Raw genomic sequence first — 25,308 nt, forward strand, 5'->3', positions numbered from 1 at the left:
TCGATAGGAGAATCCGGTAAAACGTCCCGATGCGTTACTGCCGATCTCGCAGATGAAACGTTACGCTTTTTCCGAAAATCCTGATTTCAAAAAACCTTCATTTTTATTCGTCGGGCTCTTGTTTTTTGTTATTGGCCGCCGCCCCGGGGAAATCCTCGTCACGGTCCGCGTGCGCGCTCGCATCGCTATTCGCCATTTCAACCTGTCTGAGCCACACAAGGACGCGCATGACCGGCTCAAGGTCGTCGCCGCTAACGAACTGATAGCGCCGAGCACGACGGTAGACTGACCGGGCGAGTGGAACGTCGCGAACCACGGGCACGCCATTCGCCTCCGCGTGGCGGATGACGGCGAGCGCCCGCGCATTCGCCTCGCGTACGCAGACGAACGGTATGGGAACGATGTCCTCGTTCATATAAATGCCGATCGCTATGTGCGTGGGATTGGCAACGATGAATTTTGATTGCTCGATGTTCGCTTTGACCTCCTCCGAAAGCAGTTCCGAGTGCGTTTCACGCCGTTTCATCTTGGTCTCCGGACGACCTTCGGTTTCCTTGCGTTCCTGTTCGACCTCGCGCTTCTCCATCTTGACGTTCTTCTGATAAAGGAAATACTCGAACACCGCATCGAACAACGCGACTGGCAGCGCGCACAGCAGGACCACCATGACGAACTTCACCGTCAATCGAATCCACTCGTGGGTGAGCACTTCTGGGGATGCGCGGAATACCTGGAACAGATCGCGATGGTTCTGCTCGATGAAAATAGAGATCGCTGCGCAAAACACGACCAGATAAAGGAGCGCTTTGAGGAGTTCCTTGACGGCCCGCCAACTGAAAAGCTTCTTGACGCCCGCCACCGGGTCCAGCGCGGCGAAATCGAGCTTGAGGACTTCCGTTGCCAACATAAAGCGGCTCTGCACCAAACTCGGTAGCGCGCCGGCCACCGCGCAGATGCCGATAAACGGCGTGACCATCATTAGAAAGCTCCGTATCCATCCCAGGCCGTAGGACGCCGGATCTTGGTCGGCGCCGGCAGACGCCACATGCGAGAATTCAACGATGACATGTCTCAGTCCGATGACGATGCCAGCGGCAAGCGCCCCCACGGCCAGCACAATCAGGGTCGTGATGTCCTTTGCCTTGAACGTCTGCCCTTTTTTTGCAGCGTCGCGGAGCTTTTTCGGTGTGGGTTTCTCAGTCTTGGCAGACATAAACCGTTACCTCACGGAACGATGCGTTGGCCCCAAAGCGCATTGAGCTGATCGGGTGCGGCGCGCATGAAGTACAGGTGAAAGACAAGGAATGCCACGATGCTCTTCACGCTCAGCGAAAGCGAGAACGGGTTGGCTTGCGGACAAAACCGGGAGAAGATCCCCAGTAGAATATCGGAGAGAAACATGACAATCAGCACGGGCGCCGCAAGCGAGATGCTCTTCGCAACGAGATCTGTCAGTACCACGCCGAAGCGCCACGCATCCGCGTGAGGCATCATTCCTACAGGCATATGTCGATAGCTGTTGTACAGCGCTTGCACGATCATCAGCATCCCGCCTTGCTGCAGGAACGCGGCGGCATAGAAGAGACTGACGAAGGGTCCGAGTACGGACGCCTCCACTCCTGTGGCCGGATCGATCGAATCGCTGATCGTCGCTCCGCGCTGGTTGTCTATGAGCTCGCCGATCGCTGTCGCCACCCAGAAGGGCAGCGCCAGCGTCACGCCGAGGGTGATCCCGACGAGCGCCTCGCTCATGCACAGGCCGAGAAGCGAGACGCTCCCCGTCGCATTCGGGACTCGGGGCCCGAGACCGAAGATCACCACAACGATCAGACAGTTTCTTATGACACCGTTCGCCAGCACACGATCGTTCAGGAACGGCATCAGATAGAACACGGGCGCGACACGAGCGTAGGCGATCGCCACCGCACCCAGCTCTCGGTAGAACGGTGCAAGCCACTCGGTCATTGCCATCTCGCTCTACCCCCCTTCACTTTAGCCCCAGTTGAAGCATCTCAACTGAAAACGCAAGCATCTTCGCGGAAAGCCAACCGGAGAGCAGCAACAGGCTGCCGAATACTGCCAGCATCTTCAACCCGAAAGGCAACGTCTGTTCCTGCAGTTGCGTTACTGTCTGAAACAAACCGATCACGAGGCCTACCAGTGTGGCCACGGCGACAGGCACGGCCGCCAGCACGATCACCAGGAATAGGGCTTTATTGCTTGCGTAAGCCAACTCGGCCATGGTCCGCCTCCCGTCGAGTGTTTCATTGATCTATCCATTGCCCGCTCACTTCGTCAAATCCAGGTATTGTGTAACCAACCCTTTACAGACAAGGGTCCATCCGTCCATCGAAACAAACAGGATCAGCTTGATCGGAATCGAGATCGTCACCGGACTCATCATCATCATCCCGAGTGCGAGCAACACGGTCGACACCACAAGATCCACCACGACGAACGGCAGGTAGAGGTAAAAGCCGATCAGAAATGCGCTCTTTATCTCAGTCAGTGAGTACGCAGGCAGCAGCGAGAACAGCGAACCCAGCCCTTCGGCATCGCTACGCGCCGCAATCGGCGCGTCTTCATCCTCACCCACGCGCGCCTGCTGCGCCCGATCAAAGAACTTAACAAGTTCAGGATCCGAGTAACGCTTCAAGTACTGCTTGTAGCTACCGAGTCCCTCGTCCACGAACCCGTCGACCGATTGGCTGCTCATGGGGTCGAACGAGTGCGTCTGTAGGTACTCATAGGCTCGATGCGCGACCGGCATCATTACAAACAACGACATAATCAGCGCGATGCTGTTGAGCGCGATATTCGACGGCACCTGCTGAATGCCGAGTGCGTTGCGCACCAGCACGAGTACGATCGAAAACTTGAGGAAGCACGATCCAGAGGCAACGATGAAAGGCACCAGCGTCGCGATTGAAAGGACAAGGATCAGAGCGATTTCGTGATTCAGCATCGACCTCTTCCCAGTTGCGCGATTCGCAACGACCTAACCTCGACCGCCAGACAATCGCCGACCTGGATCAGTTCGCCAAACGCAATCACCTGCCCATTGGCGCGGATCGACACGCGGCCTTCCGCGCCCTCACGCACTGGAAGCACAGCGCCAGCGTGGAGCTTCGCCACCTCGGCAACGCTCATCGTTTCGCGTTGAAGAACGAACTCAAGCCGCACGGGCAACGAATCAACCGAAAAGCAAGGTGGATCTGCATGGAGTCCGTTCTGCGTGCCGGACAACGCGGACGCTTCTTCCCCGTATTCGCAATCATCCTCATCGTAAGGGGCAACGTTGTCTATTTGCTCATTCAACATGATGTAGTCATCCTCGATATCAAAACTGCACAACGTAGTGGCACCCACCATGGCGCACAGCCTACGAGAGCCAATCAGAAGCGCGTCGCCCAGCTCAACGGAATCGAGCACCGATAGCGACACAACGCTCGAACCCAGCACAAAGTCCATAACGGCAGGAAGTTCATTCGCCAACGAACCAACGCGCTCGAGTCCCTGCGGAAGCACCTCAGGAAACGTACGGAATAATGTCGACATGCCGTCGACGGACTCAAAGCTGATCAGTTGCTCCTCGGGTTGTGCGCGCTCGACAATACCCGTCGCACGCACATGCGCCCAACCTTGCGGCGGCGCGGGCAGTGGTGCGAGCATTCCTGGTTCGTTCAACAACTCGACGACATAGCGCTCATCTAGGGCATGCCACGCGAGGTCGTTCAACTCCGGGTAGCGCATTTTCAGTAGCGGCGCAAACCGCACCCAACCCGAGTAGTCGCGGTCTTCGTAGGTCGCATCAAATGCGGCGTAACCAGGTAGGGGCGCCCGCGAACGAAGTTGCATCGGGTGGCCTGCCGCCTGCCACGAGCGCGCGCAGCGGTAGAGCCGCCACTCGGCAGTACCGAGCGTGCGCAACTTCAGGGGCACTTTCCTCATTCATTTGCCTCCTGTTGGCCATCAGCCCAACGCGACTGCCCGCCTCTCTGCTGATCGTCGCCGGTTCTGTCGTGCTCTATGCGTACCGTCATGCCGGATGGGAGCCGGTCGGCATGACGCTCAAGTGCCACGCCAACCGACTCATGCGTCGGGCGCGCCATGACGACCGGCGCATTGAGCTTCGTGTCGATTCGCACCGCGACGGCGGGTTGCCCGTCCCACGTCGAGAAACTGTAGTGCAGGGTCGTGCCTGGCGTTTCCGTCTCCAGACTCCGCGCCTGTTGGCGGATGCTGGCGGCCAGCTCCGACGCCGCGCGGCCCCTCGCCTGTGCGAGCATTGCGGATGGCAGCGCCGACGCCACTTGAAATTGTGTCTGAGGTTGAGCCCCCACCTGGGTGGGGAGCTCGCCATCGGCTCTGGAGTGTGCGCGGGCGCGCGGTCCATCGTGAGTAGGAGGAGTTCGCGCTCCGGGCGCGATCTGCGCGCCGTCCTGCCCCGAGCCCGCGTGCCCCACGCCGGCCTTATGTGCCGGTTGCTCGCTGGAGGCCTCGCGGGACAGTAGCGTCAGCTGGGATGCCGTGCTCGTTCGAGTTTGCGCCTGCCCGCTGCCGCGCCCGAATTGCGGGTCACGGATGTGATGCAGAAATGGCCATAGCAGTCCTTGGGACGGCCCATTGACCTTGGGTTTCTTCTCGTCTCCCCTAGTCGGCTTTGCCGTACGGTCAATGTCGTAGTCGTCGTCTTTGGTCAGTTGCCGCGCGCTTCGAACCAATCGTTCGTCAAGAGGCGCAGGCGATGGCTGCAGCGCCTCGGTGGCAGCCTGGGCGTCCAATGCGCCCGCCGAGCTAATGCTGTTTGATTGCATGAGATGCCCTTCCGACAAGAACGTCCGCCTGATCCAAATACTCCTGCAGCAATTTCCTTTTAAAACTCTGCGCAGTCGTCCAATTTCGATGCTTGCAAAGGCGTTGCTCAAGGGCCAGTATCTCGAAACGGCTCTTTGCCAAGGCGCCCTCGATGCTGGAACGAGCGTCATGCAGTTCACATTCTTCCGCTCGCCGACGGGCGATCTCGAAACGCTTGGCCGCCTGCTCGCCACGCCAGCGCATCAACTCGGGCTGCGCATAGCTCCGACCAGCGCCCGCGACGGCAAGCGCCTCACGCAACCGCTCAATTTCTCTACGTTCGCCATCGATTCTCTCGACCACTTTCGAGAGCTCCGCCAGCTCGCGTTGCACCTGCCGTCGCAGAACTTCCTCGCGACGCGAGAGAAGTGCAATGAGCTTTCTTACCTCACCGAACCGCTTCATGGAGACACTCCAACGTTGTGTCGAAATCGGTCGCTTCCTGCATCGACTGCTGCACGAAGGCGTCAAGCAGCGGGCGCTTTTCCACAGCCTTGTCGTTATCCGGGTTTTCGCCGCGCTTGTACTCGCCGAGATCGATGAATAGTTGAATCTCGTCGAGCTTCGCCAGATACTTGCGAAACTCGCGCGCGATCTGGCGATGAGCCTCCGACACCAACCCGTCGAACAGGCGGCTCGCGCTCTTCAACACATCGACCGCAGGAAAATGACCTTTGTCCGCGAGCCTGCGACTTAGGTAGATATGGCCGTCGAGGATCGAGCGGATTTCGTCACCGATCGGGTCAGGTTCCTCCTCGTTTTCCAGCAGCACGGTATAAAAAGCCGTGATGCTACCCGCCGCAGTGCGCCCAGGTCGCTCAAGCAAGCGCGGCAGCGCTTCGAAAACAGATGCCGGATAGCCTCGGCGCGCGGGCACCTCGCCGGCAGCAAGCGCCACATCTCGCAATGCACGCGCGTAGCGCGTCACAGAGTCGAAGAACAGCATCACGTTCAGGCCGAGGTCGCGAAAATACTCGGCAATCGTTGTGGCCAGCAGCGCCGCGTTGCAGCGATCGACAGACGACTGGTCCGAGGTGGCATACACGACGATCGTGCTCTCACAGCGAGCCGAGCATTTGAGGCGCTCGACTAGTTCCGAGACCTCACGTCCTCGCTCGCCGACGAGCACGATCACGTACACGTCAGCGGCCGAATGACGCACCAGCATGTTCATCAGTACGGTCTTGCCGCAGCCTGCTGCCGCGAAAATTCCAAAACGCTGACCGACCCCGCAGGTGAGTAGCCCGTCAATGACGCGGACGCCAGTCTGCAAATATGCATTAGTCGGCCGGCGCATCGTATGGTGAGGCGGCGCCGCGTCAACTTCCCGCCGTTGCGGTGCGGCAAACGGCATCGCCGGCTCAGCGAATAGCACTTGCGTGCAGTGCCCCGTCGCATCAATTACCTTGCCAAGCATCGCCGGAGAAACACTGATGGCGAGCCGCTCCCCCGTCGGCACAAGTACGGACTCGCGCGAGAGCCCCGTTGTTGTACCGAGCGTACTCAAGATTGCCGTGCCGTTCCCAAAGCCGACCACTTGCGCGCGACCGATCACGTCTCTTTCGCGTACGTTGGGACGAATGAGGCAGAGCTCTCCGATTGCGACCTGTGGCAGTGGCGCCTCGATGATAGGCCCCTGCACGCGCCGCGGATGTGCGCACCGTTTGAATAACGTCAGCATGTTGGGTTCCATGCTCACCGGCCGAGTATCTCGCTGATGGCGCACAGATCTTCGTAGAATGCTTCCATCGCCTGCGTGAAGGTGTCCGGGTTTTCGGTAAAACGCTCTTCGACACGCGCGTGCAACAGCAGGTCGTTGTCCACGAGCGAGAGCAAGGGGCGTCTGCAGACAAACACGTCAGAGCCCCGTGGAAGAAGATAGCCCAGTAGATCCACGGCAACTCGCTCCAGCTGTGCCGCCCCTCTGTAGTCGAGTTGGCTCGTGAATACGACGTTGCCATTGTCAAGCTCGACGTACATCTCGGGCATCGAGTGAAAACCGATGCAGATCGGAGAATGGGCGTCGAGCTTTCCGGCAACGGCATCGCCGCAACCCATCTTCTCCATGCTCTCCTGCACCAGCCGCACGATATCGGTGTTCAATTTGCACTCCTTCGATCAAATCGTCTTTAAGACATCCACCGTTGCGCTGTCGGCGACCTCACCAAACGACAGCACTTCGAGCTCGGGGAACCGCCTTTCAATCAAGCGCTTGACGAAACGCCTGATTTCCATCGATGTGAGCAGCACGATGTCACGCTGCGAGAACCCCACGCGCGCGAGCTCCACTGCAATCATGTCCAACAGCGCTTCGCTCTTAGCCGGTTCAAGATTCAGGAAGCTCCCCGTTGAAGTCTGTCGTATGCCATTGCCGACAGTCTCTTCGATATCGTGAGAGAGCATAAATGCGTTGAGCCGTCCGCCGGTGGCGAAGCGATTCGAGATGTAGCGTGCGAGCGCAACGCGCACATGCTCCACAAGCAGCACCGCGTCCTTTTCTTTCGGCGCCCATTGCGCCAGAGACTCGAGAATCAGCTTCATGTTCCGTACCGATATCTTCTCCCCGAGTAGGCGCTGAAAAACCTCTGACACCCGCTGCACCGACGCATGGCGATAGGTTTCCTTGAGCAGCTCCGGGTACTTCTTCTCCATGTCGTCGAGCAGACGCTTCGCCTCTTGCACCCCGAAGAACTCGCTGATGTTGCGAAGAACCAGCGTCATGAATTGGTCGTAGAAATCGTCGAATGCAGTGCGCATGCGAACGCCCATCTTGGTGAGCAACAGGGCCTGCTCGGAACCCACCCAGAAGGCATCGCCGCCCGTGCCATCGGGCAGCGTCAGCACCTCTATAGGAAGCCCCTCAAGAACGAGCGTCGAGCCCACCACACGATGCTTTTCGAAGCAGATGTGGAAAGTCGCCGCGCGAATTTCGTTGATCAACACGACGACTTCGGTATCGGCCAGACTCGGCGAAGCCGAAATCTCTATTTCCGGCAGGCGCAGCCCCATGTCCGCAAAGGCTTGGCGACGAATCGCCGCAACCGTCTGCTCTGCCTCGAGTTTCGGCTTCACGGTCTCTGACAACATCACCATGAGCGGCACGGTCTCGGGAATCAGCTTATCGATGTCAGCACTCGCGTGTTCCTTCTGCGCGACATTTTGTTGGTCCGATGCGCTCGCGCCACCGAAGCTGGCCGCCAGCTTGCCTACCAGTCCGCGCCCATGACTGCGGCTCGCTGGCGAATCGCCGCTGCCCTTCCAGACTCGGCGTATGTACATGCCGCCGAGCACCGCGGCAATTCCTGAGAAGATCGGCATTGGAAACCCCGGCAGCAAACCTATGCCGAATGCCAACGTCGCGGTGGCCAGCAGCGCGAACGAGTTGGATAGCAGTTCGCCGACGATGTCGGCCCCGAGATTTGCTCCGCTTCCACCGACACGAGTGACCACAAAACCGGCGGCAATAGCGATCAGGAGCGCGGGGATCTGCGCGACGAGGCCGTCGCCAATCGTCAGAATCGTATAGGTCGTCAGCGCCTCGGACATTGACATCCCGTGCTGGGCAACGCCAACAGCGATGCCGCCGATCAGGTTGACGAAAATAACGATCATCCCGGCAATCGCATCTCCTTTGACAAACTTCATCGCACCGTCGAATGCACCGTAAAGCTGGCTCTGGCGCTCCAATTCGGAACGGCGCTTCTCAACGCCCGCATTGTCGATAAGGCCTGCGCGCAGATCAGCATCAATGCTCATCTGCTTACCAGGCATTGCGTCAAGCGAGAAGCGGGCAGCAACTTCGGCGACGCGCTCCGATCCCTTCGTAATGACGATGAACTGAACGATGGTAACAATCGCAAATACCACGAATCCGACCACCAAGTTGTCGCCAATCACGAACTGCCCGAACGTCGCGATGATCTTGCCGCCCTCCGCTTCAAGCAGGATCAACCGGCTCGTGCTGATGGAAAGTGACAGCCGGAATAACGTCGTAATGAGCAAGATCGCCGGAAACGTCGAGAATTCGAGAATATTGACGATATAGAAGGACCCCATGAACACGAGCAATGCCGTCGTGATATTGATCCCGATCAAAAGGTCGAGTGCCGCCGCTGGCAACGGCACGATCAACATCGCGATCACGATCACCATGAGCATCAGCACAACGAGCTCGGGTCGCGACTCGACTTTGACGAGCATGGTTTTCAGCATGTTGAGTCACTCAGCCTCGACCGATGTACACAGGGTTCAGAGCCCGGCGTAGCGCTGAGAGTGCTACGCCGTTCATGGGTGTAGCACAGGCCCAGGGCAGCCCTGAGCGCCGAGAGCATCTCCTGCCGCTCATCCGCGTCGCCGTATAGCGCGATCGGAATACCGGCGAAGCTTCGTAGCACGAGCTGCATCAGTTGAGCACTGCCCTCCGGGCCCAGGGAAGCGAAGTTCGCACCGAGATGCTCCAGGAGAACCCCGTCGATTTCGAACGGACTCTGCAGCCCGCCCAACATCAGCGCAAGCGCACGCTCCTCCGTGACAAGGCAGTTGTTCCCGAGCGAAGCACCGAGGAAGTGGGCGATGAAGAGTTCGTCAGCCGAGGTGAGCATGCGGACGCAGTTGAGCGTGCCCAGCAGCGGGCCGAATTCAACCGCCCCGCCGCAGCTCGGATCGAGCGAGTGCATATCGCAGACAAGCGCAGCTCCGATGTACTCGACGACACGCTTGCGCCTGGACGTCCCGAACTGCATGATCCAGTCTTCGTAGATCGCGACATGCGCCCCATCGGACTCGAGAAACTGCCGATATAGTTGACGCAGCCGCACAGCATTCAGTCGCAGCTTCCTGCCATATACCTTTGCCTTCAAGGCGACGTTGATTCCTGCCTTGATCTGCCTGGCGTCGCCCTCGCGCATTACCTCTTCCATCGCGCTCTCAACGACGTCGACCGGCTCACCGTCCAGCTTCCGGCGCCGACGCAGTTCGCGCAGCGCCAGTATCAGGTCGCTGTCGTCGCGAAATCGCTGCCGGGCTTCGCGCAACAGTATCTTTGCGCTAGCGGCATCATACTTGGCCACGTTGAATAGCTCGTCGACCTTATCCTCGGCGTCGGCGTCGAGAATTCGCTTGATGTCTTCGCTGCGCCGCGCCCTGCCATTGCCATTAACGTAGCCGCTTCCCAGGCGTCCGAACTGTGTTAGCACGTTGGCTGCCTCACTCTCAACTTCAGCGATCTGCGCCTGAACGTCAGGTACCTGAACTTCTGTAGGCGCCGGCTCCGCATCGAGCGCCGGCTGCGCGTTGAACCGGGCTTCCTGCTCGCGTGCGTCGCGCGCAAGCGCGCGCGAAACGGGTGACACACCGCTGATCAACGTGCTCATGGGTTCAGTTCGCCTCCATGTAGGGTTGAAGCATCTGGACTGTGCCGCTCAGCTCATGGTTGCTCTCGATGTCGCCTGGCTGCCAAGTTTGACCGCCCCGCCAGTGATCACCGAAGGCGAGCAGCTTGGGTTGAATCAGGAAGAGGCGGACTACCTGGTTGTGCCGCTCGCTGCGCCCGCGGAACAACCCCCCGATAAGAGGAATGCTCGCGAGACCGGGAATGCGGAAGTGACTACGGGTGACGTCGTCACGCGTGTAGCCACCGATCAGCAGGCTCTTGTCGCGGGGCACACGTGCCACGGTATTGATCTCTGTACGGTTTACCAGCGGCAGCGTGCCGTCGCCACTCTGCTGCGAGTCCGAGCTTAAGATGTCGGCGTCGCCGTCCTCGATGTTGACGTCCATTTCCACATCGGCTGCATTTTCGGACAGGCGCGGCAGTACGCTCACAAGCGTCCCGTAGGTCACGTGCTCCAGTTGGACACTACGTTCTCCCACGAGCTTTGTGTAAAACGTTTGATTATTGTCGAACGAAGCCTGTACGTTCTCTTGTGTTAGTACGATCGGGCGGGAGACGATCGTTGCATCACCGCGTTGGCTCATCGCCGTCACCGAGGCCAAGAATTTAGCCCCGTCGAGCGTGGAGGCATTGTGCGTATTATTCAAACCGATGCTGGCTTGACCAAAGCCCAGCGCCCCCTCCCAGTTCACGCCAAGCTGATCGATCATGTTCTTTCTGATGTCGACGATCCACAGTGAGAGTTCGATCTGACGCTTCTGCATATCGAGCCTATGAATGAGCGCCTCCATATCGTTCACCTTATCCAGAGGACCGGCCAACACGATACTGTTGGTGTCTGCATACGCGAGCGCGCGCACGCCCTCCTCGGCCGGTACGGAGGTGGTAGCCTCGACCGGCGCTGCGGCGTCCTTGAGCGATGCAGAAACATCCGGTCCAGGCAGCGGATCGGAGAGCGAGAATGCCCTATCCTGCCGCGCTGCCCCCCTGTTTGGCTTGTCTGGCGACGCCTTCTCGTCTAACGGCCTAGGGTCAGGGCCAACGACCGAGGCTTTGCGCCCGTTTCCGTAGATCTGATTGAGCACGGTGGCCATGCCCGGCACCGTCTGAGTCTTATCGCGCAGCGTGTACGTACGATCTCCGACGAAGCTGTTGCGTAGCGGCACGACTTTGACCACTTGCTTTTCGGCGTTCACTCCGTCGTGCAGCGAATCAAGGTATCTCGCCGCAGCCGTCACGAGGTTGACGTAGATGGGTGCGCCAGTTATGTAGAACGTCATGGCGAACTCGCCTCCGCGAATCGGGAAGGCAGGGTCCTCGAGCCGGGCTTGGCTGATAAAGTCACGTACGTTGCGCACCGTCGCGGTCTGCATCGAGACGATCGCGCTCTTGATCTCGGAATTGTCGTAGACGTAGATCGACGAACCGTCGTCGTACCAGATCAGTGACATGCTTTGGCTCAACTGCTTGAGTAATGCGATTGGCCGCTCAAGATCGAATTCGCCCGTCACGTGCTTGCGCTTCGCCTTCGCACTCACGATCACCGGCCGCTTCATACGCCCGGAAAGCGCGTCGAGCAGCGTTCCAATGCTGGCATCGTTGGCGACGAAATTGCCTTCGTCGCGGCCGCGCTGGGCTTCACCAGCGCGCGGCCCGCTGTTGCCGGGCTCCGTTTCGGTCAACGCCGCCCCCCCAGATCCACCGGCTGTGTATGCCGCCGGCGCGCTCGTCGCGCCCCCCCCCATCGGAGCGGCAACCGCGCTTGCGGCAAGAAGCAGTATTAGTATTGCACTCGCGCATGTCGAACGGCACACGACCTTGCCAATAGCGTCCATCAAATACACCCTACTTTCCTCCGCGCCTGAACTGAACAGGGGAAATACCAAACAGCTCTTTGATCTCTCTCGAGAAGTGCGACGAGGACGAAAAGCCGTTACGCATTGCCACATCGACCATACTTTCTCGACCCTCCACGACATTGAGCACCGCGCGGACAGCCCGCCAGAGTCTCAACTCGCGCTTGAGACTCCTTCCCAGCGCTTGACAGCATAGCCGCCGGAACTGCGACTCGGACACTCCATAGCGCTTACCCAGGGCCGCCACCGACTTCGCCGCCGCCCCCTCCTGCAATAGGAACCGCACAAGCCAGTAACATTCCTGGGCGCGCGCGAATTCGAACAACCCCTGCGCGTCGGTGTCGGCGTCGGGCACGTGTCCAATCAGCCAGGCTTCGAATTTGCGGGCATTCAGTCCGGTCGGCACCACGATCAATCGATCACACTTGGCCTGCGGCAACGGCATTTCATCCCCTAAGCAGCACTCGAGAAAGGCGAGCAGTTTTGCCACTTCAAAGAGTGAAATGTTCTGAAATCGCCAAGCGCCATCGCGAGAAACGATTTTCGCGCCCGCCGTGCTGGCAATTAATACTGATTGCCCTTCACCGATCGCGAGTCTCCTGCTCCTCGCAGCAAAGTCCACGTCTAAAGTGAGGCGTCTGGCCACAGGCCTAATCAACCAAATCCCGGGGCCGGAATGCACGCGACAAACGCTGGCTGAAACCACCGACCAATCGAATTTCCTGAATCTATTTATCAACTTTCCCCTCCGATTTCCGGATATTCGTCGCACACAACCCAAATTGACTTGGCAACCATAACGACGATTCCCTCGGAGTTCAATATAACCACATTAAAATCACAACTTTTTCATAGCAGTCCTTAGCTAAATTGAATCATTCATATCGTATTCATAGTTTTTCATATTTTCATTATGGCGATCGTTATATGCTCCATTGGCCTATATGCAACGTAATGGCATCGAGATTGCGGTCAACAGTTCTTTTCAATCGGAAAAAATTTCTCCTAGCGAAAATTTATTTTCGACCAAAGTGAAATATCGATATCCCGAATCGAGGGAAAAAGTTGAACACCCATACCTCTGGACTTGGAGTCCACCATCTTCGGATACTATTTGGGCCGCTCTACGGGGCCGACCTCTCGCTCCCGTCTCGGCAAGTTTTCTTTTGCGTGGGCGATAGCGTCACCGGCGAGCAGCCCCTTTCGGAGAACATGGTTCACGCATTGAATGCAACCTCCGATTCGATTTACATTCCGTATCGTGCGGGTGCAGCCAATTTCAAGCTGAAATTCGATGATTTTCCCAACGAAACGAAAGGAAAAGGCGGGCGGACCGTTAGCCATGGGCATGATTTCGAAATTGAATTTCTTTCACCCGATTCGGTGCAACGGCACCCCGCGCAGTACAACACGCTATGCTGCTTCGGAGACATCGTATTCGCCGTCAAGCCGGAAAATGTCCCATGGAGCGAAGAAGTCTCCGCTTTCACAAGAGATTGCGCGGATCAGAAGGAGATCGATGCGGGTCCTGTGACGCAGATTGGGCCGCGTGCACGCCTCTGGAGCCGCATCAAGCTCATTACCAAAATCGGCGCCATCCTCCTCGGAGGCACAGCACTGACGGCACTCGGCTACTGGCAGATCACGAGATACCAGCGGGCACGAGAGGTCGCCAGCGTATCGAATTTACTGGGGCATGCCCCCACACCCAACGTGGTCCTTGCTGGGCGTGACGGCGCCATCCATGTGCTCAACGCCTCTCAGGACAGCGTCGACTGGGACGAGCAGGCTCTGATGAAATCGGACGTGCGCGAGCGCGTAGATGTCGCGTCGCTGCCAGCCGAACGCCAGCGGCTTGAACGCGAATTGGACCTGCGAGGCATCGACTTCGTCACGGTCCGTCTCGATTCGCCCACACACCCCGAGCTCGTGTTGAGCAGTGGTTCCGCCCATGTTGTCGAGTCGGCGGTGAACGGCCTTCGACAAGCGGCGCCCTACATTCAGAACGTGAGCGTTCGCACGGTTGGTGTCACCACGCTCGAGCAGGAAGCTCGCGCGGCGCTCGACGCCGTCGGCCTGCGCTATCAACGCCTTGCACGCGAGAACGGCGCAACTTTCGATGTGAGTGGCGCGCTGACCGACGGCGAGCTCGCTCAGTTACAGAACCTCATTGGCCGTTTTGCCCGCAAATGGGGAACCCGCCGCGTCGACTTCAAGGTCGCGATGCGCACCGACTGGCTCAAAGGCAAATCCTACCGGGAAGGCGGCGAAGGCTACATGCTTATCGATCACGCGTCCTGGTATTTCCCCCAACCTCTGAGAGGAGCACCTTAAGCAATGTCCACCACGGTATATCCCAGCATCTACACCGCTTATCCCTCCGGTGCCGACGGCTATCTCGACGATCTTTCGATAGGTTTCGACTCAGGCGTGTCCAAAGCGAACTCGGCGCTGGCATCGGCGCTGAACGCGTTGACCGGAGACCCGTCCAACCCGACGCTGCTCGCGAAGTACCAAGCCGAGCTGTCGCAATACACTCTCTACCGCAACGCCCAGAGCAGTGCGATCAAGGCGATGAAGGATACTGACTCCGCGATCATTTCGAACTTCCGTTAATTCCGATACTGGCGCCACAGGCGCCGCGAGGCAACCCCTTCGATGACGAATACCGCGAACATTCACCCCCGCCCCCCCCTCCTTGCGACCGCCCAAGACATGAGTGAAATCGATGCAGGCGGCAGCCCGGTGCAGCTCGATGCGCTACTCCAGCGAATGCTCACCAGCGTCAATGACACGGCCAACGTTGACAAAAGCGCAATCGCGGAGCACTTCTCAAACCGCGCCGACTTCACGAAACCGGAAAATCTGATCGAGTTGCTAAGCAAGGTCTCCGACTACAACATCTCGATCTCCCTTGAAAGCTCGCTTGCGCGCAAGGCGGTCTCTGCCATCGAGACGCTCGTGAAGGGATAGTGACGCGATGAGACGACTCGCCTCCCTCGCGTTGCTGCCGGCCTTGCTTTTACTCGGGGCGTGCAACGATCAGCAATTGTTGCGCGGCCTCACCGAACAGCAGGCGAACCAGGTCGTGGCTGTGCTGCAAGCGCGAAATATCTCCGTGTCGAAGGGCGAGCTCGGCAAGTCTGGTTTCTCTGTCGAAGTCGCGCAATCCGACTTTCCGGCCGCAGTTGACCTACTGGAGAAGTACGGTCTGCCGTCGCCGCCCCGGGTCGAGATTTCGCGCTCCTTTCCCGACAACGCTCTCGTTGCGTCTCCGCAAGCCGAGCAAGCGCGCCTTCTCTCTGCGATTGAGCAACGACTGGCGCAGAACCTTGAGGCCATGGACAACGTCGTGAGCGCACGCGTGCAATTGAGCTATCCACTGCAGGCCGAAGCCGGCGGCGCCGCAGCCACGGCCATGCACGCGGCTGTACTCATCGCCTATCGCAACCAAGTCGACACTGACGTGCTGGTCAGCCAAATCAAGCGCTTCGTCAAGAACAGCTTCACAAACATCAGTTACGACGACATCTCCGTCATTGTCCGCCCGGCGCCACCAGTGTTCCGTGTGAGCGCAACCGAGCCACCTTCGCACGGCCTTCAGGGCTGGCTCTATGCGCTGCTGGCGATCCCGCTGCTCGCCACCGTCGCTGGATTGGCCGCGTTCGGCTATGGACGCCGCAAGAAATCGGGACAGGCTACACAGGAGCAGATGCCGCCCCTCTCCGGACGTGAGCGAGGGCAAACATGAACCCCACCATGTTGCTCAACATTCTCTACGCGCCGCTATCGTATGCGCATGTCGATCACCAGTGCATCGAAGGCGTCGACCTCGCCCATATGCCGGCAAGCGCGGCAAATCAGAAGTTAATCGACCTGCACCAGCTCCCGACTGGCCTGGATCTGAGCGCAGACATGGATCAGAACGCAAAACAGTGCCTCGACCATTGGGCGCGTCTACCGCGTATCAGCTTCCTGATGGGCGTGCAACGCTTGCGCACTGCACTGATCGAGGAACGGCGCTACCTGAGTCTCGACCCCTTGAGTCAGCGGTTCCTATGCCTGCCTCTGCGCACGCCGCAAGTGGTGTCGGGCAACTGGCCGATGAACCGCGATGGTCTTGTCAGCGTTGGCCTCTCCAGCCTCGCACCGGCGCTGCGACGCCTGCCCTCGTCGTTTCGTGCCCGGTTACCGCTCCTGTTTCCTCGTTCCATCGACCCGTGGCTTCGCGTTCTCATCGAGGAGAAGCCGAATCGTCAGTCGGAGTGGCTTCCCTTACTTTTTTCTTTCGCAACCGCCTATGCCATTCACGAACTTGCGCCAGCACTCTAAGGTGCCCGCCAGCGGCGGAGTTCTAATCCGCCGTGCATCGCTCGCGCGCGCCGTCGATGCAGACAATCTGATGCACGAAGCACGCCGTCGCGCGTGCTCGCTAATACGCGAGGCGGACAGGCAAGCCGATGCCTGCCTGGCGCATGGCGCCCGCCGCGGCTACGAAGCGGGGTTTCGCCTCGCGCTCTCGCAGCTCGCTGAGTACTTCGCACGCTGTCGGCAACGCCAGCTCGCTTTGCGAGACCGTCTCGTCGACGAACTAACGCAGACGCTGCGCAGCTACCTCGGCGATCCGGAGCTATTGCTTCGGCTGACGCAAGCATTCGCGGATCACCAAGGTGAAACGGCGCCCCATTTGCCGTGGCGCGTCTGGCTTCCCGAGAGCGCGAGATGCATCCTGCCCGACTTGCGTCAACTGCTCGCACAAGCTGCGCCATCGGCGCAAGTCGCCTGCACCGACACGCCATCGTTCATCATTGAATGGGGCGACGAAGTCATGGAGTTTGATCCCGGCGATGCTGCCGAGAATATTACGGAACGTGTGCACCAAGCCTGTCGGGATGCTGCACTCTCGATGGATGAAACCACACTCGCGCGCGACGTACTGCTCGAAGCGCTTGAGCGCGTCGACAGCAACAATCCCGCGAGAATGACCTCGACCGACTTTGAAGGAGCCCCCTCGGATGACAATGTCGAACATTGACGGTACCCGGATTCCCTACCGCGCGATAACCACAGACACCAAAGAAAACGGAACCGTGGAACACGCCACGTCAGAGGCTGCCCTAACAAACCACGAGACGCAGTTGGACTCGACGATGAGGATGCTTCTCGACCAGTTCAAGGAATCGATCTTCTCGCCTGACCCCGACGACCCGTCCAGTTCGCCAAAGCTCGACCTGAACGGTGGCTGGTAGCGGCCCGTACATCAATCGTACGCCGCATCCAACTCGTCCTCGGGCTGAATATATTGATGAAAGTGAACATCGCCATTTCGCTCAGCTTCTCCGATCAACCCGGCATGGGCATCTGGAGCAACGGCGGGAACCAGCACTGCGTGTTCCTCTACCAGTTGCTGCGGCACTCTCCTGTCGCAGGCGAAGTGTGGCTGGTTCATGATGACGCGTGCTCTGGCACGCCGCCCGGGTACATGATGGACGGGCTCGAGGACGTGCTACGCCCGGTTTCGTCCGTGATCAATCGGACTGATCTTTTTATCGAGATGAACGGCGTGCTAGCGCCCGCACAGGCCGAACAGCTTCGCCGACGCAGCGCGAAGATCGTCTCGTATCAGTTCGGGAACGCCTACGTCATGGCACTCGAGAATTTCGCGTTCAATGCACACACTGATTGGGCGCTCAATCCGCACCGCACGCGCTTCGACGAAATCTGGACCAATGCGCAGCACGAACACACCTGCAAGAGCTTCTTTGAATTTGCGCTGCGTGCTCCTGTCCACGTATTGCCCCATCTGTGGTCACCGCACTTCATCGAACGGAGCCTAGCCCGGCGCGGCGTAGATTATCGCGCCTGGGAGTATCGCAATCGCGCTCGAACGAAGCGCATCGCCGTGTTCGAGCCCAACGTCAACGTCGTGAAGAGTGCGCTTATCCCGGTGCTCGCGGCCAATGAGTTTCACCGCCGGGTCCCAGGTGGGCTCGAACACCTTTACCTATGCTGTACTGAACAGATGAAGGATAACTTCGCATTCAATCGTCTGGTACACGGGCTCGAAGTCGTACGTGACGGCAAAGCGACAGCCACGGGCCGCTTTCCGTTTTTTCAATTCGCGGCCAACTTTACCGATATCGTGCTCTGCCATCAGTGGGAGAACGGCCTTAACTATCTTTATTACGAGGCGCTGCATGGTGGGTATCCGCTTGTGCACAATTCGCCTTTCCTGCGCGACGTCGGCTACTACTACGAGGACTTCGACATCGATGCTGCCGCTGGGGCGATCGAGCGCGCGGCGCTGACGCACGACATCCGGCTTGATGGCTATCGGCGCGACGCTAAGCTATTTCTTGCCGAGGTGAGCGTGTCATCGCCCCTCAACATCGCGCTTTACACCGAGCGGATCCACGCCCTGTTCGAGCGCCAGGCGTGACGGTTTTCATAAGCTGACGGCACACCAACAGCGGCACATTCGACTGTCGGAATCGTCCTCGCATTGAACGCACGCCTCATGCGCTTCTCCTTCCGCCACTGTTTGACCGCGTCTGCGCACTGAGGGAGGATTCGCCGGCGTGACCCTTGCCACGTCGGCATCCGGTTTACGACGTCTTCCAGCACACACCGAACCCGGAAATGGCACGCGTGCGCACCAGCGACTATCGCCATACCCACGCCGACGTCGCAGCGACTTCTTCCCATGGTGCTGTTTTATTGGCAACTCAAGATCACGAGGAAATTGTATGGCAGTCAACCCTATTGGGCGACACATATGCCGGAATCTCGCACTCGGCGGGCTACTGTTGGGGTCTGCTGCTTACTCTAATGTCGTACAAGCCGATTCCATCGATGCCGCGGCCGCGCAATATGGCGTGAACGCTGGCGTCCTGAGGGCGATTGCGTACCATGAATCAAGCCTGAACCCGAATGCGCAACATAGAAACCGGAACGGTTCCGTCGATGTTGGCCTGATGCAGGTGAATTCGGTTCATTTCGCATGGCTTGAACGTCAACGTATTCGACCTGACATGCTGTGGAATCCGTCGGTTAACGCCCGTGTTGGTGCGGCCTTGCTGCGCAGGCAGATCGATCGCTATGGCAGTGTATGGCGGGCAGTAGGTGCGTACCATTCCATGAATCCGAATACAGGTGATGCGTATTCACGAGTGATTCACGATGTCTATGTCAATCGCAGGTGGGAGCGAGATCGACATCCACCGCGCGGTTCGGTGCAAGTGCCGCCCACCCTGGTCAAAACCATCGCGATCAATTAAGCACCGCCAACACAAGTCATTCACGCCACGGCACCGCTCAAATATCGATGCTAGGCGCGCATGGGCTCGCGGATCAACGCAACGGCGTTACGCACGCCGGTCTCCGCCCGCTTGAGCTCTTCCATGAGCTGGCTGTCCGTGAATCTGGGCGTCTTCACGCAGAATTTCCTCTCGATCCTGCGGCTAGAAAATTCTACCTTGAACACCCGTTAATTCTCGGGGAGACTGCCATTCCACGTGCGCGGGCCACCGTGCCAGTCGGCACGCATGATTTGATGGTGGCAGTCGGTGAGCATGCATCCCGTTCTGGCAACCACAGGATCAATTCTTGTGCGCCTTTGAATACAAAGTTGCGTAATTTTGCTTCCGGCTTTCGACACCTGTTCAGGCGCTACAGGCAGGATTCTTGTTGCGTTCCAGGCGTCATTTTTTATTTATTTACATCTACGCAGTGCCATACAAGCATCATATCCGCCGCCACAGCGGCGATCATAACCCGCTACCGGATACAGCCTGCCAGCGAAAGTGAAAGGAGGACTTCCATGCGAGATCTAATCGTTGATGCGTTCCTAATCAACAACACCAATGACACCTCTAATTGTCAAAACCCGGAGAACTTGTACCGCTACGAGAAAGTTCTCCAGCCCGGAAGAATGGCCGAGTATGCCCGCGTGGGTGGTGATAGCAAGTCGCTAAATGGGCACATCGATTTCACAACCAATATAAGTAATGGACAGATTCAGTTGTCCGCTACTTATAATTACGCGACAGCTACTCTCGTGCCGACGCCCCGCAATGGCGGCGAGCAAAAATACTCCATTAGCCCACCGGCCGGGGCGCCAGCGCCCGATATATTGCAAGGGAACTTCACTATTACGGCTCTGTAGCCATCAACCAGTTGATCGTGCATGAAATCCCATCGACCACCTTTTGTTCAAGGCTGACGGGACTGCCAAGGGCTCAATGACCCGGACTTCTCGACCCCTGTCGCCTCGGGTGATCCGCGCCTTGGATCAGGTCATTGAGCGGCGAGGCCGACCAACGGCGATTCGTTGTGACAACGGCTCCGAATACGTCAGCGACACGCTGAGGAACTGAGCGCAAAAGCGAGGAGTCAAGCCGCAATTCATTCAGCCCGGAAAGTGGACCGCTACCGGGATCGTAAGCAGTTCAATCATAGGCTAGAAGTGCCTACAATCTCGGCAGCGGTCTATTTGGTGGTCTTAGGTGTAACGCCGTATCCGATATTGCCGGGAAAACTCCGTAATTCGATGCTACAGCCCTTAACTCACTTCGAAAGGTTTCCGCATCGGGATAGCCTAATTCCTTCGCCATCGGCGCTACCAGAAGGAGCCCCTCCTCCTGTATCCGCCTACTAATTTCATGCTCCATTTCATTTATCCTGGCACCTACATCCCCTGATCTCAAATCGTAGTACGATTTTCTCACAACGGTTTGAAAAACATTCACGCCCAATGCCTTTGGTTTCTGCGTGCCAGTCCCATTTGAATTTTCCTCAGCCATGGTCAATCCCGCACTTTTTGCGATTGAACCAATGTTTCGAAGATATTCATTTCGCCTCCCCTTATCCTCTATTTTCGGCGCAGTTTTCTCCCTTTCGTTTCCATATATTTCAGAATAAAAGGCATCAACTATTTGTCGCTTGCCAACCTCATCTTTTCCGATACTTCTTATTAATTCTGCCATGGTGGTCAACCCATCATTTATAGCATCGAAAATCATATGATCCATGGATAAATTCACATGCTCACCCTGAAGTGGCAGTTCATCGCGTGCCTTTTCATTTGTTGCTTGAGAAACAAACTCATCCTTGTTTTGCAACATTCCACGGCCGGTCACAGGGAAAGACGAACTTTCGTGGGTGTCGTATTGCCCCACAAGCAAACTTTCATAGCGTTCGGTCAGACCTGCAAACGAGTCGCCTAAAGCGGGTTCTTGCCCCTCTATCACTGGCAGGTTGTGAGCAATGCTCACCATGTCCGCCAAATCTCTCACAATTTCGGCGATGTGACGTGGAAGGTGTGATTCGCTATGAAAGAGCTTGTCAAATGTGGCATGGCGGCGGGTGCACAGGCGAATAAGGGCTGCCGACATGCGGTCCAATTGTTCGTTGTCAGGCACCCTCCCCCTCGTTGCGCCAAGAAAAACGGCAACTCCAGAGGAACTTAATTCCACATCGCCGGCGCCGAAATTCAACTGCCGGTGTAGAGACAAGATGGTCGACCTCACCCGTTCCAGGAAGAGTACATTGCCTGAGAAATCGTGAATTATGTTGCAAACGATTTTGGTATCCGCGGCGCGCTGAGCGTGAAGAGAGACGCCATCATGGTCTCGTGCATACGCTCGGACGTCGTGTCCAGTTCTAAAGATCTGCATGACAGCTCATTTTTTGAAAGTGGATAGGCGATTCTCATAGATTACGGCCCACCCAAATTTCGTCTACTACATTTCGCTCATGAGCCTAAGGCGCTTCGCCTGTATCTGCGCGGTGCCGGCTGCTGTCAATCAGCGCACCTGGAAGCCTGCGAGGTGCCGAGCCGTCAGTGCTTCGGTAGATCGAGGTGCCCTGACAGGACCACAACAGCGAGGCCCGGTGCCCTTCATCGTTCTGAGCGCCGGCAGGAGTTGAGCCAAACTCGACGACGTATGAGACCACCCGTCAGCCTGACGCACTTCGCGCACGTCGGCGCCAAGGATAGACGACCGCGTTGAGGCCGTGACGGGGAGCTGGGAGCGCGGGGTCCCAGCGCCGGAAACGGGATACATTGATTTATCTCACGGAAGCGCTTTCGATAGCGGGCGTGCCCCGTCATCGTCGCAGCCTGCCGTGTGCTTTCATTCGCTAAGGCCGCCAATCGCAAGTTCTTATTGACGGGAGACGAAGCTTAGCGGGTAACGTGGAATGCAATTCATAACGGCCCGGTCGATTGCAGCATCGGGTAGGTAAATAGGAAAAAGTGCGTCACGTTCAGACCGAAATGAGCGAATATCGCAGCCCCGAGTCCGCCGAAGCGGTAAGCCAATCCATATCCGATTCCCGCGACACATCCGAGCACAACCCACTGCCATCCACCTGCGAAATGTGCGAGACCGAATAGCACAGCCGCAACACTGAGGGCTATCACATCTGCATACCGATACTGACTGAGCAGACGGCTTAGACCGCCCTGTAGATAGCCGCGGAACAACGCTTCCTCGGTGAGCGTGACGAGCAGCAGATTGTTCAGCAGCCATAGCCAGCTAGCGGAAGGCCATTTCGGTGCCCACCTAACGAGGCCAAACAGCACTGCAATCAACAGACAGATCGCAGTTGTCATCAGCATGCCGCCGAGGCCCGCTTTCAGCGCCACGCGCCATTTGAGCAGGGGCCGAGTCCACGGCAGGACTAGCAGCAGCCAGAAGCCGACCAGAGGCTTGTCGAGGTTGAGGTACATCGTAAATGGCACGGCATCCACGGTAAACCGCTCGGGGCCAATAACACGCGGATTATGAAAGCCCGGTAGCCAATGCATGTTCAGGGCAATGGCGAGCACAAGGAACAGCGCATGTCCAATGTATTGGAGATAGCGCTTGCGGTGCGGCGACACCGCATAGGCGACAAAGAGCAATGACGTGACGGGAATCACGGCCAAGGGGTCGAGCTGACCATTCACTAACGCAGCGCTATATCCAATAACGAGCAGCCCCAAACTGAGCCACCGGAAAGCGGGTGACCACGCCGCAAGAGCAGCAGGAAAAATTGCGATCCACGGTATAGCGAGCATTGGCACTCCTCCGGGAATTGATCCCAACTAGATTGAGGCTCCGAGCCGGAACCGCCGAAATTTCCGTCGTCCTAGTTCCAGCCTAGGCACAAGTGCATCCAGATCGATCGTCTTGCCGTCCCTCTCGAAAGCGTAATGGGGAAGCAGCGTGAGGCCATTGGGACACGGGAAGTAACGCAATGAAGCCAACGTCGCTGCTCCTGAAGAAGGTGACGAGATTAGCGACAAACGTAGCATACTGCGTCGGACAACTCGTCACATTTAGCGGATTGCTAAAGGAGCGATTTATGCAAGTGCGCTTGGCGCAGTACGCGCGATAATAAGAATGCTTATGGTGTGCCACCGACAACCATGAGCACGTCGCCGTGATCGAAAGCGCTTCCGTGAGATAAATCAATGTATCCCGTTTCCGGCGCTGGTACCCCGCGCTCCCAGTTCCCCATCACGGCCTCAACGCAGTCGTCTATCCTTGGCGCCGACGTGCGCGAAGTGCGTCAGGCTGACGGGTGGTCTCATACGTCGTCGAGTTTGGCTCAACTCCTGCCGCCCCTCAGAACGATGATGGGCACCAGACCTCTCCTGGGAAACGCGGGCCCATCGACGTCCACATCAACGCAGACGACTACTGTCAGCGTCAATGTGCGCTTGGTGTACCAAGCAGATCAGACGGGTGGGCAAACGGAACCGCCTATCCATACCGGGGCGATGGACGCCTGGCTGAACTTCACCCGACAACCTCCGTCCCCCGGAACATCGCAACTATCGGGCAGGTTTGAGGCTATTCAAGAGAGCTTTGAGTGGTGCATCAAGACTCAAGCACTGACCGACATGCCATCAAGCTCGTACCAACGGCCGCTACCCTCCGAAGCACAGGACCCACTGGCCATGTCTCTGTTCGCACCGACGACGCATGCCAATACCGGGGCGTCGGCCCTCAGACCGTCGAGCTCAGCCCAACAATCGCGTTCCCTCGAAGCACGATCAGGGCAAAGGCGAGCAGCGTCACAGGATGCCGGCAACGAGGGAGATGCTGGTTCAACGCCTTCTTCAGCAAGAGAACCTTGCCCAAAGTTAAGCAATGAGCAGATTCTATGTGTTCTGGCAGCTACCCAGGTCGCACGAGACCACGACGAGGGCATCGACAAACCTACGCTTGCTAAAGCGATCGGCGTGAGCCCCGAGATGTTAAGCAGATATGAAATGATCGATGTGTTAGCCAAGGGGACCGGCTTTAGGACGAAGCTTGGTGAGCGGGACTACTTGCTGGCGCTGGAGACTGTGGTAAAGAATGGTCGCCCGCTTGACGAGGCAGCATTTGCGAACAAGTACGGAGTGCGCCCCAGCAAGGTGCGGAGCGATGCAAAGACACTAAAAGCGATCCAGGAATATGCCCCCCGTTACTAGTCCCGATAATCGAGGCTTTGGCCAGCAAGGCCCGGCATGATTCCTCGCAGTCATGATCCGGGGAGGCACCGGGCCAGTGGGTGGTTGATGATCGCTGATAGGGGTTTCGCCGGGATATCCCCATGCCACCGACCGCTCACCCCGATTCCCCGTACAGCAAGAACGCGGCGGTGGACTGCTGCCGGAATCAAGACACTTTCCAGCTTCACGCCAAGGCGTTCAAGCCAGGTCGGGCCCATGAGACCGCGCATACAACCGCGGCAAGTGTCTTCGACCGCTCCATGCAGTCCAACGTGGTGTCATGTCACCTCTAACGCGCTCCGCCCATCTCCAAAAAACTACACATCGATTATTACGATGTTCATTAGTCCGGTGAGTTCGCTACTGTCGACCATTATTTTTGGTTTGGGCGTAAGCGATCCAATATGAAATAACAACATTCCCCCTTGGCCATTGAGGATATCTTCCGTTACAGCAACAAAATGATGCTTTCCATTCGGACTGACAACACCGGCCGGACCAAATCCGTTTAACCGAGCCACATTTCCAAGTAGCGTGAATTTTTGATCAGAAGATTCCAATTTGAGCATGGAATCGAAGTTCCCAATGGAGATGGCGAGCCATCCGACTGCACGGAATAAGGATGAATACTCCCGTATTCCAAGACGCAAGAAAGGGGGTTTTTTGGACCGCCGCCGAGACGGCAGCGGTCCAATACACCCGGCACAGAACTCTCA

At 57.8% G+C, this 25,308-nt stretch carries 25 protein-coding genes; 9 read left to right on the forward strand and 16 right to left on the reverse strand.

Features of this window, described 5'->3' with window-relative positions; all coding sequences use genetic code 11:
- Positions 1 to 103: 103 nt before the first annotated feature.
- The 13 genes from PHO31112_RS19445 to PHO31112_RS19505 all read right to left on the reverse strand — a co-directional run bounded on the left by PHO31112_RS19445 (position 104) and on the right by PHO31112_RS19505 (position 12,787).
- Positions 104 to 1,213 (reverse strand): EscU/YscU/HrcU family type III secretion system export apparatus switch protein, encoded by a 1,110-nt coding sequence (locus tag PHO31112_RS19445; protein ID WP_150622153.1) that lies wholly within the window; start codon positions 1,211 to 1,213, stop codon positions 104 to 106.
- Between the two features lie 11 nt (positions 1,214 to 1,224).
- Positions 1,225 to 1,965, reverse strand: a complete 741-nt coding sequence (sctT, locus tag PHO31112_RS19450) for a type III secretion system export apparatus subunit SctT (RefSeq protein ID WP_150622155.1) — start codon at positions 1,963 to 1,965, stop codon at positions 1,225 to 1,227.
- Positions 1,966 to 1,987: 22 nt separating this feature from the next.
- Positions 1,988 to 2,242: a type III secretion system export apparatus subunit SctS gene (gene sctS / locus PHO31112_RS19455; protein ID WP_150622157.1), complete on the reverse strand. Its 255-nt coding sequence runs from the start codon at positions 2,240 to 2,242 to the stop codon at positions 1,988 to 1,990.
- Positions 2,243 to 2,287: 45 nt separating this feature from the next.
- Positions 2,288 to 2,965, reverse strand: a complete 678-nt coding sequence (locus PHO31112_RS19460; RefSeq protein WP_150622159.1) for an EscR/YscR/HrcR family type III secretion system export apparatus protein — start codon at positions 2,963 to 2,965, stop codon at positions 2,288 to 2,290.
- Positions 2,959 to 3,951 carry a type III secretion system cytoplasmic ring protein SctQ gene (gene sctQ / locus PHO31112_RS19465; RefSeq protein WP_150622161.1) on the reverse strand — a complete coding sequence of 331 codons (993 nt, stop codon included), beginning with the start codon at positions 3,949 to 3,951 and terminating at the stop codon, positions 2,959 to 2,961. The genes PHO31112_RS19460 and sctQ overlap by 7 nt, the downstream gene beginning before the upstream one ends.
- Positions 3,948 to 4,817, reverse strand: coding sequence for a SpaN/EivJ family type III secretion system needle length determinant (locus PHO31112_RS19470; protein WP_150622164.1), 870 nt, complete (start codon positions 4,815 to 4,817; stop codon positions 3,948 to 3,950). Before PHO31112_RS19470 ends, sctQ begins: the two co-directional genes overlap by 4 nt.
- Positions 4,798 to 5,262 (reverse strand): hypothetical protein, encoded by a 465-nt coding sequence (locus PHO31112_RS19475; protein ID WP_150622166.1) that lies wholly within the window; start codon positions 5,260 to 5,262, stop codon positions 4,798 to 4,800. The genes PHO31112_RS19470 and PHO31112_RS19475 overlap by 20 nt, the downstream gene beginning before the upstream one ends.
- Positions 5,246 to 6,550 (reverse strand): type III secretion system ATPase SctN, encoded by a 1,305-nt coding sequence (sctN, locus tag PHO31112_RS19480; protein WP_150622376.1) that lies wholly within the window; start codon positions 6,548 to 6,550, stop codon positions 5,246 to 5,248. The genes PHO31112_RS19475 and sctN overlap by 17 nt, the downstream gene beginning before the upstream one ends.
- Before the next feature lie 2 nt (positions 6,551 to 6,552).
- Positions 6,553 to 6,960, reverse strand: a complete 408-nt coding sequence (locus PHO31112_RS19485) for an InvB/SpaK family type III secretion system chaperone (protein WP_150622168.1) — start codon at positions 6,958 to 6,960, stop codon at positions 6,553 to 6,555.
- Between the two features lie 15 nt (positions 6,961 to 6,975).
- Positions 6,976 to 9,069: an EscV/YscV/HrcV family type III secretion system export apparatus protein gene (locus PHO31112_RS19490; protein WP_150622170.1), complete on the reverse strand. Its 2,094-nt coding sequence runs from the start codon at positions 9,067 to 9,069 to the stop codon at positions 6,976 to 6,978.
- Positions 9,063 to 10,229 (reverse strand): type III secretion system gatekeeper subunit SctW, encoded by a 1,167-nt coding sequence (gene sctW, locus PHO31112_RS19495; protein ID WP_150622172.1) that lies wholly within the window; start codon positions 10,227 to 10,229, stop codon positions 9,063 to 9,065. Before sctW ends, PHO31112_RS19490 begins: the two co-directional genes overlap by 7 nt.
- Positions 10,230 to 10,233: 4 nt before the next feature.
- On the reverse strand, positions 10,234 to 11,994 hold the full coding sequence (sctC, locus tag PHO31112_RS19500) for a type III secretion system outer membrane ring subunit SctC (protein WP_150622378.1): 1,761 nt from the start codon (positions 11,992 to 11,994) through the stop codon (positions 10,234 to 10,236).
- Positions 11,995 to 12,094: 100 nt separating this feature from the next.
- Complete coding sequence (locus PHO31112_RS19505) at positions 12,095 to 12,787, reverse strand: helix-turn-helix domain-containing protein (RefSeq protein WP_343042769.1); 693 nt, start codon at positions 12,785 to 12,787, stop codon at positions 12,095 to 12,097.
- Between the two features lie 383 nt (positions 12,788 to 13,170).
- Between PHO31112_RS19505 and PHO31112_RS19510 the strand changes: the two genes are divergently transcribed.
- The 8 genes from PHO31112_RS19510 (at position 13,171) to PHO31112_RS19550 (ending at position 19,382) form a co-directional block, all read left to right on the forward strand.
- Positions 13,171 to 14,439: a PrgH/EprH family type III secretion apparatus protein gene (locus tag PHO31112_RS19510; protein WP_150622176.1), complete on the forward strand. Its 1,269-nt coding sequence runs from the start codon at positions 13,171 to 13,173 to the stop codon at positions 14,437 to 14,439.
- Positions 14,440 to 14,442: 3 nt separating this feature from the next.
- Positions 14,443 to 14,721, forward strand: a complete 279-nt coding sequence (gene sctF / locus PHO31112_RS19515; RefSeq protein WP_150622178.1) for a type III secretion system needle filament subunit SctF — start codon at positions 14,443 to 14,445, stop codon at positions 14,719 to 14,721.
- Between the two features lie 42 nt (positions 14,722 to 14,763).
- Positions 14,764 to 15,078, forward strand: coding sequence for a type III secretion system inner rod subunit SctI (sctI, locus tag PHO31112_RS19520; RefSeq protein WP_150622180.1), 315 nt, complete (start codon positions 14,764 to 14,766; stop codon positions 15,076 to 15,078).
- 7 nt (positions 15,079 to 15,085) lie between these two features.
- Positions 15,086 to 15,856, forward strand: coding sequence for a type III secretion system inner membrane ring lipoprotein SctJ (sctJ, locus tag PHO31112_RS19525; RefSeq protein WP_150622182.1), 771 nt, complete (start codon positions 15,086 to 15,088; stop codon positions 15,854 to 15,856).
- Positions 15,853 to 16,437 (forward strand): type III secretion apparatus protein OrgA/MxiK, encoded by a 585-nt coding sequence (locus tag PHO31112_RS19530; RefSeq protein ID WP_150622184.1) that lies wholly within the window; start codon positions 15,853 to 15,855, stop codon positions 16,435 to 16,437. The genes sctJ and PHO31112_RS19530 overlap by 4 nt, the downstream gene beginning before the upstream one ends.
- A complete protein-coding gene (locus PHO31112_RS19535) occupies positions 16,406 to 17,140 on the forward strand; it encodes an HrpE/YscL family type III secretion apparatus protein (RefSeq protein ID WP_150622186.1) in 735 nt (244 codons plus the stop codon). The genes PHO31112_RS19530 and PHO31112_RS19535 overlap by 32 nt, the downstream gene beginning before the upstream one ends.
- A 270-nt stretch (positions 17,141 to 17,410) precedes the next feature.
- Positions 17,411 to 18,544, forward strand: coding sequence for a DUF2827 family protein (locus PHO31112_RS19545; protein WP_150622190.1), 1,134 nt, complete (start codon positions 17,411 to 17,413; stop codon positions 18,542 to 18,544).
- Between the two features lie 307 nt (positions 18,545 to 18,851).
- Entirely contained in the window at positions 18,852 to 19,382 is a 531-nt protein-coding gene (locus PHO31112_RS19550; RefSeq protein ID WP_150622192.1) for a lytic transglycosylase domain-containing protein, read from the forward strand.
- Between the two features lie 1,191 nt (positions 19,383 to 20,573).
- On the opposite strand, the gene PHO31112_RS19555 is transcribed toward PHO31112_RS19550, so the two are convergent.
- The gene (locus PHO31112_RS19555) at positions 20,574 to 21,524 is read right to left on the reverse strand and encodes a hypothetical protein (protein ID WP_150622194.1); all 951 of its coding nucleotides are present in this window, start codon (positions 21,522 to 21,524) and stop codon (positions 20,574 to 20,576) included.
- A 788-nt stretch (positions 21,525 to 22,312) separates the two neighbouring features.
- The gene (locus tag PHO31112_RS19560) at positions 22,313 to 23,167 is read right to left on the reverse strand and encodes a CPBP family intramembrane glutamic endopeptidase (protein ID WP_150622196.1); all 855 of its coding nucleotides are present in this window, start codon (positions 23,165 to 23,167) and stop codon (positions 22,313 to 22,315) included.
- An 885-nt stretch (positions 23,168 to 24,052) separates the two neighbouring features.
- On the opposite strand from PHO31112_RS19560, the gene PHO31112_RS19565 reads away from it, so the two are divergent.
- Positions 24,053 to 24,571, forward strand: a complete 519-nt coding sequence (locus PHO31112_RS19565) for a hypothetical protein (protein ID WP_150622198.1) — start codon at positions 24,053 to 24,055, stop codon at positions 24,569 to 24,571.
- 338 nt (positions 24,572 to 24,909) lie between these two features.
- Here the strand turns inward: PHO31112_RS19565 and PHO31112_RS19570 are convergent, their stop codons facing one another.
- Positions 24,910 to 25,161, reverse strand: a complete 252-nt coding sequence (locus tag PHO31112_RS19570) for a hypothetical protein (RefSeq protein WP_150622200.1) — start codon at positions 25,159 to 25,161, stop codon at positions 24,910 to 24,912.
- Positions 25,162 to 25,308: the final 147 nt, after the last annotated feature.

The sequence above is a fragment of the Pandoraea horticolens genome (genome assembly GCF_902459555.1).
Taxonomy (GTDB): Bacteria; Pseudomonadota; Gammaproteobacteria; order Burkholderiales; family Burkholderiaceae; genus Pandoraea; species Pandoraea horticolens.

Excerpts from the sequence above, each read along its gene's own strand:
- PHO31112_RS19445 (WP_150622153.1), bottom strand. The coding sequence starts at position 1,213 with ATGTCTGCCAAGACTGAGAAACCCACACCGAAAAAGCTCCGCGACGCT.
- sctT (WP_150622155.1), bottom strand. The coding sequence starts at position 1,965 with ATGACCGAGTGGCTTGCACCGTTCTACCGAGAGCTGGGTGCGGTGGCG.
- sctS (WP_150622157.1), bottom strand. The coding sequence starts at position 2,242 with ATGGCCGAGTTGGCTTACGCAAGCAATAAAGCCCTATTCCTGGTGATC.
- PHO31112_RS19460 (WP_150622159.1), bottom strand. The coding sequence starts at position 2,965 with ATGCTGAATCACGAAATCGCTCTGATCCTTGTCCTTTCAATCGCGACG.
- sctQ (WP_150622161.1), bottom strand. The coding sequence starts at position 3,951 with ATGAGGAAAGTGCCCCTGAAGTTGCGCACGCTCGGTACTGCCGAGTGG.
- PHO31112_RS19470 (WP_150622164.1), bottom strand. The coding sequence starts at position 4,817 with ATGCAATCAAACAGCATTAGCTCGGCGGGCGCATTGGACGCCCAGGCT.
- PHO31112_RS19475 (WP_150622166.1), bottom strand. The coding sequence starts at position 5,262 with ATGAAGCGGTTCGGTGAGGTAAGAAAGCTCATTGCACTTCTCTCGCGT.
- sctN (WP_150622376.1), bottom strand. The coding sequence starts at position 6,550 with ATGGAACCCAACATGCTGACGTTATTCAAACGGTGCGCACATCCGCGG.
- PHO31112_RS19490 (WP_150622170.1), bottom strand. The coding sequence starts at position 9,069 with ATGCTGAAAACCATGCTCGTCAAAGTCGAGTCGCGACCCGAGCTCGTT.
- sctW (WP_150622172.1), bottom strand. The coding sequence starts at position 10,229 with ATGAGCACGTTGATCAGCGGTGTGTCACCCGTTTCGCGCGCGCTTGCG.
- sctC (WP_150622378.1), bottom strand. The coding sequence starts at position 11,994 with ATGGGGGGGGGCGCGACGAGCGCGCCGGCGGCATACACAGCCGGTGGA.
- sctF (WP_150622178.1), top strand. The coding sequence starts at position 14,443 with ATGTCCACCACGGTATATCCCAGCATCTACACCGCTTATCCCTCCGGT.
- sctI (WP_150622180.1), top strand. The coding sequence starts at position 14,764 with ATGACGAATACCGCGAACATTCACCCCCGCCCCCCCCTCCTTGCGACC.
- sctJ (WP_150622182.1), top strand. The coding sequence starts at position 15,086 with ATGAGACGACTCGCCTCCCTCGCGTTGCTGCCGGCCTTGCTTTTACTC.
- PHO31112_RS19530 (WP_150622184.1), top strand. The coding sequence starts at position 15,853 with ATGAACCCCACCATGTTGCTCAACATTCTCTACGCGCCGCTATCGTAT.
- PHO31112_RS19535 (WP_150622186.1), top strand. The coding sequence starts at position 16,406 with ATGCCATTCACGAACTTGCGCCAGCACTCTAAGGTGCCCGCCAGCGGC.
- PHO31112_RS19545 (WP_150622190.1), top strand. The coding sequence starts at position 17,411 with ATGAAAGTGAACATCGCCATTTCGCTCAGCTTCTCCGATCAACCCGGC.
- PHO31112_RS19550 (WP_150622192.1), top strand. The coding sequence starts at position 18,852 with ATGGCAGTCAACCCTATTGGGCGACACATATGCCGGAATCTCGCACTC.
- PHO31112_RS19560 (WP_150622196.1), bottom strand. The coding sequence starts at position 23,167 with ATGCTCGCTATACCGTGGATCGCAATTTTTCCTGCTGCTCTTGCGGCG.
- PHO31112_RS19565 (WP_150622198.1), top strand. The coding sequence starts at position 24,053 with ATGTCTCTGTTCGCACCGACGACGCATGCCAATACCGGGGCGTCGGCC.
- PHO31112_RS19570 (WP_150622200.1), bottom strand. The coding sequence starts at position 25,161 with ATGCTCAAATTGGAATCTTCTGATCAAAAATTCACGCTACTTGGAAAT.